The organism is Gelidibacter salicanalis, from assembly GCF_016469035.1.
Classification (GTDB): Bacteria; Bacteroidota; Bacteroidia; order Flavobacteriales; family Flavobacteriaceae; genus Gelidibacter; species Gelidibacter salicanalis_A.
In genome coordinates, this window is sequence record NZ_JAEHJZ010000066.1 from 1 (window position 1) to 14,155 (window position 14,155).

At 36.1% G+C, this 14,155-nt stretch carries 9 protein-coding genes; 2 read left to right on the forward strand and 7 right to left on the reverse strand.

The window, feature by feature from the left end; all coding sequences use genetic code 11:
- Positions 1-8: 8 nt before the first annotated feature.
- Together JEM65_RS20330 and JEM65_RS20335 are read right to left on the reverse strand one after the other, a co-directional pair.
- A complete protein-coding gene (locus JEM65_RS20330) occupies positions 9-1,904 on the reverse strand; it encodes an alginate lyase family protein (RefSeq protein WP_199603468.1) in 1,896 nt (631 codons plus the stop codon).
- A gap of 34 nt (positions 1,905-1,938) precedes the next feature.
- Complete coding sequence (locus JEM65_RS20335) at positions 1,939-3,423, reverse strand: sulfatase (RefSeq protein WP_199603471.1); 1,485 nt, start codon at positions 3,421-3,423, stop codon at positions 1,939-1,941.
- Positions 3,424-4,042: 619 nt separating this feature from the next.
- On the opposite strand from JEM65_RS20335, the gene JEM65_RS20340 reads away from it, so the two are divergent.
- The gene (locus JEM65_RS20340) at positions 4,043-5,245 is read left to right on the forward strand and encodes a glycoside hydrolase family 88 protein (protein ID WP_199603473.1); all 1,203 of its coding nucleotides are present in this window, start codon (positions 4,043-4,045) and stop codon (positions 5,243-5,245) included.
- A 630-nt stretch (positions 5,246-5,875) separates the two neighbouring features.
- Positions 5,876-6,544 carry a DUF2179 domain-containing protein gene (locus JEM65_RS20345; protein ID WP_199603475.1) on the forward strand — a complete coding sequence of 223 codons (669 nt, stop codon included), beginning with the start codon at positions 5,876-5,878 and terminating at the stop codon, positions 6,542-6,544.
- 50 nt (positions 6,545-6,594) lie between these two features.
- Here the strand turns inward: JEM65_RS20345 and JEM65_RS20350 are convergent, their stop codons facing one another.
- From JEM65_RS20350 to JEM65_RS20370, 5 genes are all read right to left on the reverse strand, one after another.
- Entirely contained in the window at positions 6,595-7,269 is a 675-nt protein-coding gene (locus JEM65_RS20350) for a DUF6250 domain-containing protein (protein WP_199603476.1), read from the reverse strand.
- Between the two features lie 77 nt (positions 7,270-7,346).
- On the reverse strand, positions 7,347-8,942 hold the full coding sequence (locus tag JEM65_RS20355; protein ID WP_233530759.1) for a sulfatase family protein: 1,596 nt from the start codon (positions 8,940-8,942) through the stop codon (positions 7,347-7,349).
- 16 nt (positions 8,943-8,958) lie between these two features.
- Entirely contained in the window at positions 8,959-10,449 is a 1,491-nt protein-coding gene (locus tag JEM65_RS20360; protein WP_199603479.1) for a sulfatase family protein, read from the reverse strand.
- A gap of 93 nt (positions 10,450-10,542) precedes the next feature.
- Positions 10,543-11,973, reverse strand: a complete 1,431-nt coding sequence (locus tag JEM65_RS20365; protein ID WP_199603481.1) for an alpha-L-fucosidase — start codon at positions 11,971-11,973, stop codon at positions 10,543-10,545.
- A 221-nt stretch (positions 11,974-12,194) separates the two neighbouring features.
- Positions 12,195-14,129 carry an alpha-L-fucosidase gene (locus JEM65_RS20370; protein WP_199603483.1) on the reverse strand — a complete coding sequence of 645 codons (1,935 nt, stop codon included), beginning with the start codon at positions 14,127-14,129 and terminating at the stop codon, positions 12,195-12,197.
- Positions 14,130-14,155 lie beyond the last annotated feature (26 nt).

Here is a 14,155-nt window from a genome sequence, read left to right on the forward strand (position 1 = left end):
TGTTTTTGTCATGTACTAAAAGCATTTTTATATAATTCCGCGCTCTTGCTTTCTTTTTTCAAATTGTATTCTGGAGAATACCACGCATCACTCAATTTTATATCTAATTCTTTTATGGGTTGAATTCTCAAATTATTTTCAGGGTAAGTCGTCGTTATGCCATCATCTGCAACTTCAATCTGTTCGTTTGGGAAATTAAAATATTGTGAGAATTTATGTTCGCCATGGGTTGAAAAGCTATCAAAAACCAACCAAACATTCGGTTTTAAGAACAACAGTCTTCTTTTTATAGCTACAGGATCTTCTAAGCGTTGATAAGCGGTGTTTTCGGCTTCGGCATAATCAAAATCGGTAGTAAGGTTTGTGTAAATCCCTTCTGACCGTGCTTCAAAGGTATTCATCCAAGAATCTTTGTACATCGAATTGGGCAAATCATCAACGCCTAAAGTATTATGACTTTTATTGCCTTTAAATAGTTCTCGCCAGTCATTATCCACATAAGAGTAGCGTCCACTATCCACCAAATAATCTCTGTTATTTGCAAAAATTGAAAAATGCAATAAATTGTCATGGCCGTGTCCCCCTCCTAAACGTTTCATATGAAAGCTTGAGTAAGTGGCATCTTGTTCCCAAGACGTTCTCATATAAACATCTCCTGAACTTTCTTGAAAAACAGATAAAAATTCAGGTGTTTTGCTCTTTAAATTTTTATAGTTTGCAGCATTTTGACTTCCTAACAAAAAGAAAGTTTCATAGTCCAACTCAGGAAAAGCTCGCGATTTTAACGTAGGATCTGAAAACAGATGCGCAGCTAGCGTCAGTATTCCACGTAAATCAGTATCATCACTATCACCTAAAAGTGGCTGATGAAAATTGGGTTTTTGCCACTCGACATTAGCATAAGCCATGTCTTTTGTTTTCTGTACAATGGTTTCAGGCAATTCGATACCCTTTTGTTGCGCTAACAAATTCACGTTCATATAACAATGAAACACCTCATTATGATACATGGGAGACTGCTCCCATTGGGTGCCGTCAGGCAAGATTTGTAAATCAATACAAGTAGTTAAATTAGCTAAAGCATCATCCTGCCATTTCTGAGCATCTTTAAATTCGGTTAAAAACTGAGAGGCATTAAAAACGCCCTGAAACTCTAAAACTCCCCAATTGCTGGTTTTTGAAAAATTATTAAAATCGCTATTGATGTAAGTGGCGTGCTCGTGTAAACTATTTAAATATTTAGCCAAAAACTCTGGTGTCACGTGTTTTGAATGCTTAATAAACTCAAAAGCTTTTATCCAATTTTCAATCCGAATCCCCGCTTCTATGCGTCGCCATGACAATCTTTTAAGCTCCTCTTTTATCGGATTATTATCAATCCAATGGGTGGCCTGATCTACAAAACCTTTGGCATATTTTTCTTTTCCTGTTAGCATGTATGCTTTACCTAAATCGACCCAATAGCGGTGCCTGTTCAGCATATAACACCATTCTTCATCACCGTTTGGGATTGCCTTCCAATCGATTTCGCCCTTAAATTGATGCGGAATATTGGTTTTTTCCATATCCCAATCATATCGAAATAAAAAATACTTATCCAACACTTGATCTGCAACTTCTATGGTGGTGGCGACATCTTTTGGATAGGTACTTTTAATGAATGCCACGTCATCTTTATCCACTTGCAAATAGAGATTTTCTTTGGCTCTATAAATTTTTAATAACTCCTTTAAAGCAGCATTCTTAGAGTTAGATGCCGTTAAGCTTTCAATAGTTTTTAATTCCGATTGTTGATAGTCGAGTTTATCGAAAAGATTGAGCGCGGTATTTTGCGCTGTAATTGTACAGAAGGAAATAAGAAAAAGGAGATAAATTGTGTTCTGTTTTAAGATTCTTGTTGACATAAATTATATTGTTTTATTCACTTTAATTGCTCTGCTACTTATTAAAAAGGCCTGTATCACCTTTATTCAATAAAGGCACTAATTTTTGTACGATTTCTGGATGATCATTAGCAATATTTTGAGTTTCAGGAGCGTCGGAAGTATGATCATACAACTCATACTCCTGTGTTTTGTCTGCCCTAAAATATGTTGTAAGACGATACTTTTCAGTTCGTAAGGACATCCCATCGTTAAAATAACTATAAGCAACCGATTCTGTTAGTGGCATTGGGTCGCCGTGCAATAGTGGTACAAAACTTTTGCCATCTGTTTTATGTGGCATATTCACATTACAAAGCTCCATTAAGGTCGGATAGATATCTACAGTTTCAACAATGGTCGATGATTTCTTATTTTTGATTCTTGTACCAGGGACTTTAATAATCAGCGCACTTTTTAAAGCATTTTCGAATAGTGTATGTTTGCCCCAAACTTTTTGATCACCTAAATGCCAGCCGTGGTCACCCCAAACCACCACAATGGTATTTTCCTCCAAATCCAGTGCTTTTAGTTCGCTTAAAATCATCCCAATTTGATGGTCAATATAGCTTACACTAGCATAATACGCATGTCTTAATTTTTTAGCATATGCATCTGACACCCGATTTTCACGATTAGGTATCTCATCGGTACGTGTGTATTGATTAAATTCATTGCTATCATGTAGACTTTCGCGATTGCTATTTTGTGGAATTTCAGGATATGGAGAGATTGAAATAGCGTCATTTTGGTATAAATCCCAATATTTTTCTGGTGAATTAAAAGGTAAATGCGGTTTAAAAAATCCGACACCGAGAAAAAATGGCTTGTTCTGATTCTTAAGTTCTTTTAATTTAGAAATAGCCAATTGTGTCGTTAAGCCATCTGGATATCCCAAATCATCAACTTTTCCTGCTTCATAAGGTTTTACTTTGTTATGTAAACTCTGTCTGTTTTCTCCATTTGCGTAACCGAAAAAAGCATTCCAGCCCGTACCCCATTTGCCACTATCAAATAATAATTCGCTCCAGCTGTACGGCAGCTCTCTTTTATCAGATGGTTTTTCATTATAGTCAGATAGAAGCCCGTCGGCAGAATGACTTATTTTACCAATACCCACGGTATGGTACCCATTTCGTTTTAAGTGATGAATGAAGGATTCAGGATTGGCACGCTCTGGTTGATTGGAGATTTCGTTGTAAATAACTTCATTACTGAGTTGCGCTTTGGTTTTTGGACGCATTCCAGTCAAAAGATTATATCGTGATGCCCCACAGGTTGGTACTTGAACAAAATGATTTGTAAAGGTAACCCCTTCCGAAGCTAATTTATCTATATGTGGCGATTGTACAATTGTATTGCCATAACACCCTAGATCCGGGCGTAAATCATCAACGGCTATAAACAAAATATTTGGATGTGAAGTGTTTTCCTTTTTTTCCTGACCACATCCACTAAAGTTTAACATGAGAAAGGAATACATGATGGCTATAAATCGCATAAAGATTGAAGAGATTATTTGAAAGACTAAAATGATGTATACTTATTTTGAAAAACAAAAAAGATCGTGGATATTTAAATTAGAGATATAGATTACTCAATTGTAACCCCTTATGATTTTTGTACTCGACTAATGTACAATAGAAATGGAGATTGTTACAACTATTACCTATAAAAAAAAGGCTATCTTCCTATTCTCAATTTATTATATATGAAAATCATGATAGGTCCATAGCATGCGTCGCACACAATTGCAAGCCAACTGATTGTCTGGATTTACTGATTGATACCTTATGTAAAGTTTGTTTTTTTCTGAAAGCACATCATACAAAAGCAAGTATCTTTAATGTAATTCGCAGCACATTGGCCTTTGCTAAATGCTAAGTCGTATGTCAATAATTATTTGCACACACCTAAATCTAAGTATTTAACTTTCAAAACTTGGAGCTAGTTCCAAAATGTTTATAATTTATCTGTTACAGGAATTAGATAAAAAAGAACAGAATACCCCCCTTCTTAAATATTAGACCACCTATAGATGGAGAAAATTTAATTGAAATTGCAGTTTAATTCACATTAAGCCTTAATTAAAATTTTCACAACACTATTAATCTTAAAATATGAAACTATTTAAAATTATTATGCTATTACAAGTATTTACTCTTTTCTATACTTGTTCTCCTGCCCGTCTAAAAAACAAGGAAAACTTTACAGAGCAACAGTTGAGTAATGCCAATAAACAAATTTCACTATTACTGAATGCTGCAATGGAAGCAAACAGAATTCCGAGAACCATTGACGAAAATGGTAATCTGCAATTCACTAATTTGGGTTTCGATTGGACTGAAGGGTTTTTTCCAGGAACATGTTGGTATTTGTATGGAGTTACCAAAGATGAGAAATGGAAGCTTGCAGCTGAAAAATTTCAAGCACAATATGAAAATCATAAGTATAGAACAATATCCCATGATTTAGGTTTTATATTTAACAACTCCTACGGGAATGGATATAAATTAACTAAAAACGAAGACTTCAAGAAAGTTTTGACAACTGCTGGAGATTCATTAATTACTAGGTTTAATCCCATTGTTGGTAGCCTGCTAAGTTGGAATGTTGATAATGGATGGCAGTCTAAAAGAGGCTGGAAATTTCCTGTGATCATTGATAACATGATGAATTTGGAAATGCTTTTTGAACTGTCTGAATTGACAGGTGATGACAAATACAAGAAAGTGGCAATTGCTCATGCAAATACGACATTAAAAAATCATTTTAGAGAAGATAATAGTTCATATCATGTAGTTGATTACGATCCAGAAACGGGAGACGTTAGAAGTAAACAAACAGCACAAGGATTTTCAGATGAAAGCGCATGGGCACGTGGACAAGCTTGGGGGGTTTACGGTTATACAATGTGTTATCGTTTTACTAAAGATGAAAAATATTTAGAGCAAGCTCAAAAAATTGCTGACTATATTATACATTATAAAGGTACTCCAGAAGATGGCATACCATATTGGGATTACAACGATGCCAAAATTCCAAACAGCCATCGCGATGCTTCTGCTGCGGCAATAACAGTTTCAGCTCTAATTGAATTAAATGACTATACTAATGGAAAATATGAAACGGCTGTTGATAAAATTTTAGGCTCATTGGCTTCAAAAGAATACACTGCAAAATTAGGAGAAAATAAAAATTTCATATTAAAGCATAGTGTTGGCAGTATTCCTCATAATAATGAAATTGATGTACCTCTAAACTATGCCGATTATTACTACCTTGAAGCATTAATTAGATATAAAAAATACACATCTAAATAGTTAGTCAGGCTATACTGTAATTAATTAATGGTCCTGTCCTATACATTAACTCTGTATTCTTGGGTAATCCTTATAAAAACGATTTACAGTCCACATCCATTTAAGTTAAGGTCTTTAAAATACGTATCGTTACTATAGGTTAAGTAAGGTTGGTTAGGATTAATTCTAAACACTTTGAAATATGCGAAAAACACCTTAAAATATCTACTTTAAGAGGGTTATAAAAATCAAGAACCTCGGGGCAAGCCCCCGAGGTATGAACAAGAAAATACTTTGAAAAATTTGAGGCAAGCCTCGGGGAATTAAACCCTCAATGAGGGATTTAATTTTAAAAATCCCCTGAAAGTTATTGAATGATTCACAAATTTTCCGCTGTAATTGCATTCAAAGATTTTCCCTAAACAAAACAATGAAAGCCGCAAGATTGACTTCATAAATTAAAGGTCGTGCAGCATAAATTACCTCGGAGTATGTGGCTGTTCTGTTAGATAAAACACAATTATATATTCCTATGGATGGCTCAATTATCCACAAACCATCCATTACCACAACTGTTCTTTTTTCAATAGAATTGCAGAATAAGCGAAAAACGGAATGTCATAACTATTTCACATTGAGAAATAGTTATCTTTGCGCAAAATTTCGACAAATCACCATATGGTGATTGAAAATCACGATTCTTTAGCCTTCAGCAATATGGAACAATTTTTTTATGATACTTTCGGAGTCAGTGAAAACGTTTTGAACTATCTCATCATTCCTTTATTGATATTTTTTGCAAGGATTTGTGACGTGTCAATTTCTACCATCCGAATCATTTTTGTGATGAGCGGCAAAAGAAACATTGCGCCTTTCTTAGGATTTTTTGAAGCCTTAATTTGGTTATTGGCCATTGGTCAAATTATCAGTAATATCGATAACACCTTATCTTATTTTGCCTATGCCAGTGGTTTTGCTGTTGGAACCTATGTGGGCATGTATATAGAAGAAAAACTTGCCATTGGCCGTGTTGTTTTAAGATTGATCACCAAAGAACCCGTGCATGAATTGCTTACTTTTTTAACTGATAATGATTATCGGTATTCCATTTTGGATGCCGAAGGAAAAACAGGTAAAGTGAATGTCGTCTTTTTAGTTTTAAAAAGAGAAAACCTAAATCATTTGACCGATGCTATCAACACCTATCATCCAACTGCATTTTACACCATAGAAGGCGTGAAAATGGTAAAAGAAGCAAATCTTACCGATAAAACTCCTAGACAGATAGGTTTTTGGGGGTTACAATTAAAACGAAAATAAAGAGTGATTAAGGATAATTGCACTATGAAATCTCCTAGATCTATAAAGTTCTATATTTTTCTGACTTCAAAACTCTCGATTTTCATGTGATTGTTTACCGTTCTAAATCCAAAATATCCCTGTGCATAAGGTTCAGCATCTTCAACTTTATAGATGACTTCGCCATCTCTAGAATAACTTGTAAAATTATCTTTTACAATAATTTCGATATGCATTTTTTTATTGGCAGTAATCATAAATTGCTTATCAGACAAATCATGTTCGGGTAATAACGGCCGATCTACATTACCATTATACCGTCTAAATCTTGTTTTTGAATTATGATGCCCACCATAACCTACGTAGTAGCCAGTAAAATGATGGTAATTAGGAAAATGCCCCGCTCTTTCAACTGAGCCTTTGAAAAAATCATCAGGGTGTTTTGGATCATTAGACATCCAAAGACAATTCATATCTGAAACTCTGTCGTAAGCACCACCGTCATCAATAATTGTAATATCGTAAGCTATTTTTACAGGGGCTTCTAACGCATTTTTAAACCAAATGGTACAGCCTTTGGCATCAATTACTTCTATGCCTTGTTCGGTAAAAAGTGTCTGCCCATTTGGCTGCTGTTCTATCACCCAGTTATTTACATCCTTTAGGACGTTTTTATAGAGTAACCCTTGGGTTTTACAACCGCAAAATACTAAAAGAAAAATAATGAAAGTTGCGTTTTTAAACATACACTCTATAAATATGAAGCGTTAATTTGTGACTTGGTTCTTAGGACATTTTCAATCTTTTAAGGCTGCACTGGATCTTAATTCAAATTAACTTCATGCTGATTTGTAAACCCGTCCTTTTTTAGGTTAGCAAGTTTTTCTCTGTAATCTGATACTCTTTCAGGAAATTTTGAAGCCAGATTTTCGGTTTCATTCGGATCATTTTTTAAGTGATATAATTGAGGCTCTTTTTGGAAACCAGTTTCTATTTCTGTGCCCCAAGGCACGAGTTTTGGTCCATCCTTAGGCTCAATATATTTCCATTCGCCTTCAAGATAAGATAATGGCCCCATAAAACTTTCTTGAACTAACGAGGTTCTTCCGGTTGCATTATCCCCTAAAAATACATCCAATCTGTTTTGACTATCAATGACATCGTCTTCAACATTCTCAACACCGGTTAACTGCGCGAAAGAACGCAAAAAATCCACTTGACTCACCAAAGCCTTAGAAACTGTTCCTTTTCCTTTGCCATCTGGCCATCTGATAATTAAGGGTATTTTGCTACCACCCTCATAAGCACTATATTTTCCACCTCGTAAGCCTCCTGTCGGATTATGATTTCCTAACAATTCCTTAGCTTGATCTTGGTAACCATCATCTACAACCGGGCCATTATCACTCGAAAAAACAATAACTGTAGTGTCGTATAAATTCTGCTCTTTTAGTGTTTTTATAATTTCATTAACCGTCCAATCTAATTGCAGAATCACATCACCTCTTGGTCCCATCCCACTTTTACCTTGAAACATGGTATTGGCAATTCTTGGTACATGGATATCATGTGTAGAAAGCAATAAGAAAAATGGTTGATTCTTGTTAGTAGTGATAAACTTTTTAGACTTATCGACCAACTCCATCGGGATGGTTTCATCATCCCACAACGCCGCTTTTCCACCAGTCATATAACCAATTCTGCTCACGCCGTTTACAATGGTATGGTTATGACCTTGCGACGGTTTCATGGTTAATAACTCTGGATTTTCTTTACCTGTTGGCCAATCTCCAACTTTCTCTTTATAGTTGACTGTGATAGGATCATTAGGATCTAAATTAACAATATGATGATTTTCAACAAAAACACACGGCACTCTATCGCCTGTTGCCGGAATTAAATAGGAATAATCAAACCCAATTTCTAACGGTCCTGGACTAATTTTCCCATTCCAATCGGGGCCATTCCCATCGCCCAAACCCAAGTGCCATTTACCAACAATTCCAGTTTTATAACCTGCCGATTGCAAAACGCCTGGCAAGGTTGTTCTGTTGGTATCAATTAGCAGTGATTCATCTCCTGTTGCAACACCTGTCCCCTTTTTACGCCAAGCATAATCGCCCGTTAATAAAGAATATCGTGAAGGTGTGCAGGTTGCAGCCGTAGCGTAGGCATTCTGAAATAAAATTCCTTCGTCCGCTAAGGCATCAATTGCAGGTGTACTGATTTCTGTTGCGCCATAAGCACTAATATCACCATACCCCAAATCGTCGGTATAAATAAAAACAATATTTGGCTTTTGAGATTCTTGAGTTGTGTTGTCTGAACTAATTTCAGTTTCTGCAGTTTTGTTTTTACAACTTACTGCCATAAAGGCGAGTAATATATAGACAAAAAAGGAGTGGTTTTTAAACGTCATAATAATGATTATTTATTTAATAAGGTTTGTCAAACAAAAGGCTTGAAGACATTGTTGTTGTAGATGGTAAAATTGCACGTTTTAAAAATTGTGTGTCATTAGTTTTCTGACACCAAGTTATCAATTTTTGTCGGTATGAGTCCATAAGTTCAAAATGATCTTGAGCATTCGCAAGATTATTCATTTCAAAAGGATCCGCTGCGAGATCAAAAAATTGCTCTCTATGTTTACCCCAAGAGTACAGGACATATTTATACTGTTTATCAATCACTGCTCGTCCTAAAGTGCCGTATCCATTTTTACTGTCAAATTTTGTTTCGGTGACTACAAAATCATGATTTTCACGATCGTTTCCTAAAGAAATCATTGGCCGTATGCTTTTCCCCAACAGGGTATCAGAAGTTGAGATTCCTGCATAATCTAGAACCGTAGAATATAGATCTAGACCCGTGGAAACCAAGTTTTTTTTGGTTGTCTTTTGAGCTATTTGAACAGTTTTATCGCTGATAATAAGCGGCACATTAATACTTTCTTGAAATAAGGCCGTCTTTTGATTCCACCCGTGAGAGGCATTTCCATCGCCATGATCACTGGTAAAAATAATAATTGTGTTATCTCTTAATCCCAAAGCATCAATCGCATCAATGATCTTACCAATTTCATGATCAACCTTTTCTATTAAACGGTAATAGGTATAGCGGTATTGGCGCCAGTCTGCTTCAGTATAATGTTTAGTAGGGTAAGATAAAACATCTGCTGCTTGCTCATATTGAAGCGCTTCCGGGAAAGTTGCAGATTTCTTAAAATTGATAGGTAAGGTTGGCGTTTCTTCCAATGGTACGGGCTTAATATTCCCATATGGTAATGGTTGATTTCTTGCCCATTCGCATATAGTATGCGGATTATCAAAAGAGGCCACTAAAAAGAAAGGTGTTTTACTAGCCGCTTTAGATTTTAGAAAAGCGATGCTATTTTCAGCTAAATTGAGATCTCCAAATTCGGATATTTTATCAAAACCACTATTGTCTTCAATTTCCACTTCTGGTGCGTGCCATTTCCCGCCATAGGCACAGTCATAGCCATTACTTTTTAAAACCTGAGCTAAACTCGTGTTGGCAACGTTTTTTTGCAATGCGGTATCAGCGTTTGAATTGACTCCAAGTTGATGCGGCAGTTGACCTGTAAACATGCTGGATCGCGACGGACTGCATAGTGGAAAGGTGACATAGGCATTTTCAAAACGTACGCCAGAAGTTGCTAATTTATCTAAGTTGGGCGTTTTTAAATTAAGATTTCCCGCAATGCTTAAGGCTTCAGCTTGATGCTGATCAGTCATTATTAAAACAATATTCGGCCGGTCTTGATTGGAAATATCTTCTGGTTCATCGCTGTTCTTATCAACAGTTTCTTTACATGATAGCACAAAAATAGTTGTAAGCGAAAACATCAATAGCCGTACTATCCTAGGATTAGCATATATTCTGTTTGATGACAACGTTTTTTTCATGATGTTTTAAAAATTATTTGCGATGACATGTATTCCTCTCGAAAACCACCCATTCAAAAGTGTTCAATCCGAAGAAAAAAGCATTATATAATGCTAATCGACTTCATTAAGTTCAATTTGATATCCGGTGATAGGGATTTCATTTTCAGAATACTGAGGCAATTTGATATTAAGACCGTCAGTGGTTTGGGTCCAGGTCACTTTCTGCTCCGTACCTAACATTTTTACAGCTTTGATTTTAAATTGTTTTTCAAGTGCAAATGCTTTAATCATCACATTCGGTTCCGTAGCGCTGGCAACATAAGCGTACACATAACCATCTTTAGTAGTAAAACTTACTTCTGGAAAGATAAGTTTTGAGGTAGCATCGTTTTCAGCATCTTTCATGGTATTCTCTTTATCCGACTTTTTATCATCAGAATTCTGAGTCATTTCAGATAACAACTCATTTGAAATTTTCCACGGTGACGCGCCATATATTCCTTCCGAGTTTTTGCTCATCCAATTCCCCATCTGTGCCAATCGATCACTTGCAGGTTGAGTTATTTCACCTTCCGGCGTTGGACCATTATTCAGAAGAAGATTCCCGCCTTTACTCACGATTTCTAGAAGTTGCCTAGTCATTAATTCGCTAGATTTATAAATGGTATCGTATTCAACATAACCCCAATTTCTGCTCATAGTAATACAAGCTTCCCATGGTTTATCTAAGGTTTTCTTTACAATCTCTTGTTCAGTGACCAGGTAATCGCCTTCATTATTTCCGATCCTACTGTTGATTATGCAATTTGGCTGAAAATCGAGAATCAGCGATCGTAATTCTTTACTTTCTGCAACACTTATGAGTTCAGGGGTATCAAACCACATGATATCAATGTCACCGTACTGGGTAAGGAGTTCCTTAATTTGAGGCTTTACTTTTCTTTCGAAATAGTTATTGAAAACTTTGCCATCTTCATCAGGAAAATCCCAGGTATTACTTCGTCCTGCTTTTTCTGGCCAGTTTGTTGGCACGTCAGGATCTTGCCAATCCCGACCCAAAGAATAATAAAAACCGAATTTTATATCGTACTTGCGGCATGCTGCTACAAGTGCTTTCATCGGATCTTTGCCATACGGCGTGCGTTCTACAATATTATAATCGCTTGAAGGCGAGTTAAACATTGCAAAACCCTCGTGATGCTTGGCAGTGATAATAATGTATTTCATTCCAGCATCCTTAGCCGTTAACACCCATTTTTCTGCATCAAAATTTACCGGATTAAAATCGTCCGCAATTTTAGCATATTCTTTCCACGGAATGCGTTCATGAAGCATAAAATGTTCTTTCCCCTTAGCCTTGCGTCCATCCCAATACCCAGCAGTTTGAGAATATAATCCCCAATGCATAAACATACCAAACTTGGCATCTTCCCACCAAGTCATTTTGTCTGGAACCTCTTGTGTTTGCGCATGACCGTTTAATGTTAATAAACAATATGAAATGCTTAGTAGGTGTAAAACTGTCTTTTTGAATTTAGTCATTATTATAAACTTTTAATTTTGACGTTATAGTAACTTTTATCGTTCGTCATTAATTTTTTAAATATTTGTTTTTATGCGGCGTAAATCCGTGGAATCTGCGGGACAAATTTCACATTCGCATATTTTTATTTCCCGCTGATTTGCTTCGCCAGTTCGCTACCGCTCGAGTCGCAGATGTTCGCAGATTTTTTTACTTATTTGACAACAAAAGGATATACAATTTATTCCTTTATCAATTCAATCCGTTCCAATCCCAATCCTTCCGTCCATTTATCAGCACCTACTTTAAAACCTTTCAGTTGCAACGTGTAAGTTCCTGCTTTTAAAAATTCAATCTCACCCACATAACTTCCTATTTCTTTATAGAAAAATAAGGTAGGATTTATCATTTCAGTATCTCTCTTTAAATGTGCCGGAATAATTTTTCCTGCAACCTGAACACTTCCTTTTTGTTCCGATCCTGTCCAAACTGGCTTATGGTGATTTCCTTTTTCGTTAGAAACAATATTAATTTTAAACGTCCCAGGTGTATGCACTTTAAAGGTCCAAGAAGACATGGCTATATCTTTTAGATACGTGCTGGTAATTCTGTCTAAACGGATATTATTCTCCGCGTTTTGGGAGATACCATCATCTATTTTTAATTTGGTATCTTTATATTCCACAACTAATGGTGTTGCAAATTCTTTTCTTTCAACGCCAGTCAAATCGATGGTTAAAAAACGTCCCTCTTGCTTAAATTTGACTTGTTTAGTTGATCCCAACAGATGAATCTTATCCACTTTTGTAAGCAATCCGTTTAAATCAATCTGATTGTTTTTAGGCCATGTAAAGACATTTAAGAAAATTTTATTTGGCTTTTCAGTAACATAACCCCAATCATAATTCCATGGAAATGGCGATGGTGTTGTACCGTAAACGGAAGCCCCGTTTTCTTTTAACCATGCACCGGCAATTTTTAAATTTTTAACAGGTTCCGCGGGCATTAATCCATTAGCCATTGGTCCGATATTCAATAAATAGTTACCATTTCTACTCGCTGATGCAATCAAGGCATTTAACATAAATAACGGTTTACGCCACTCCGTATCATCTTTTCTATACCCCCAAGAACCATTAGTTGTTCCTGCCATTTCAAAAGGAATCGCTAAATCATCGCCTGTAAAATAATTATCAGATGGCGTGAAAAAATCAAAATATAAATCTTTATTAAGACTCGTTGGCCCCACTTCATCTCCAATTCTTGAACTGATGATAATATTTGGTTGTAACTCTCTAGTAATTTTTACAAACTCACGTATTTCCTCATTATCCAATCCTTTACCCATATCAAACCAGATGATATCAATGGTTCCATAATTGGTTAAGATTTCTCTTAGTTGAGGAAAGGATTTCTCCTTTAAGTAAGTGGCACGATCCATTGTGCTAGGATCAAAATCCACCAAATTCATACGGTCTTGCAACTGGCCTTCACCAATATAGGCGTTTGGACTATCCCAGTCAATGGCATGCGAATAGTACAATCCGAATTTAATCCCTTGCTTATCACATGCTTCTTTTAGCTCCTTGATGATATCACGCTTAAAAGGGGTGCTCATCACATCATACTCAGAAACTTTTGAATTGAACAAGGCAAATCCGTCATGATGTTTTGAAGTAATGACCATATACTTCATACCAGCTTCCTTGGCAACACTCACCCATTCATCAGCATCAAATTCGGTAGGATTAAATTGGTCCACAAGTTTTTTATATTCGCTTGCAGGAATTTTTAAGGTGTTCTGTATCCACTCCGCAATTTTCGGAGTGACTTCACCATTATACTCACCACCTAAAATAGAATATAAGCCCCAGTGGATAAACATCCCGTATTTTGCATCCTTCCACCACTGCATCCGTGCTTGATACTCCTCTTCAGTTTCATAAGGGATTTCAACTTTTGAAGGCGTATGGCTTTTAAAATAAGCATCAAAATTGGTTTGGTAACCAGGCTGCTTTAGCTCTTCTATATATGGGTTTTCTTCATTGATTTCTGAAGTGGTGACTTCTACAATTTTTGGCGGTGCTACTGGTGCTTCCTGCTGTTTTACTTTACAGGACATAAAAGAAAGTACCACGCTTAAAATGAAAAGTTTCTGAAGATATTTTGAATTCATATATGCCTTTTTTAGATTCTGTTTTA

What these genes read in the sequence shown, in the direction of transcription:
- JEM65_RS20330 (WP_199603468.1), bottom strand. Translation starts at nt 1,904, where the DNA reads ATGTCAACAAGAATCTTAAAACAGAACACAATTTATCTCCTTTTTCTT.
- JEM65_RS20335 (WP_199603471.1), bottom strand. Translation starts at nt 3,423, where the DNA reads ATGCGATTTATAGCCATCATGTATTCCTTTCTCATGTTAAACTTTAGT.
- JEM65_RS20340 (WP_199603473.1), top strand. Translation starts at nt 4,043, where the DNA reads ATGAAACTATTTAAAATTATTATGCTATTACAAGTATTTACTCTTTTC.
- JEM65_RS20350 (WP_199603476.1), bottom strand. Translation starts at nt 7,269, where the DNA reads ATGTTTAAAAACGCAACTTTCATTATTTTTCTTTTAGTATTTTGCGGT.
- JEM65_RS20355 (WP_233530759.1), bottom strand. Translation starts at nt 8,942, where the DNA reads ATGACGTTTAAAAACCACTCCTTTTTTGTCTATATATTACTCGCCTTT.
- JEM65_RS20360 (WP_199603479.1), bottom strand. Translation starts at nt 10,449, where the DNA reads ATGAAAAAAACGTTGTCATCAAACAGAATATATGCTAATCCTAGGATA.
- JEM65_RS20365 (WP_199603481.1), bottom strand. Translation starts at nt 11,973, where the DNA reads ATGACTAAATTCAAAAAGACAGTTTTACACCTACTAAGCATTTCATAT.
- JEM65_RS20370 (WP_199603483.1), bottom strand. Translation starts at nt 14,129, where the DNA reads ATGAATTCAAAATATCTTCAGAAACTTTTCATTTTAAGCGTGGTACTT.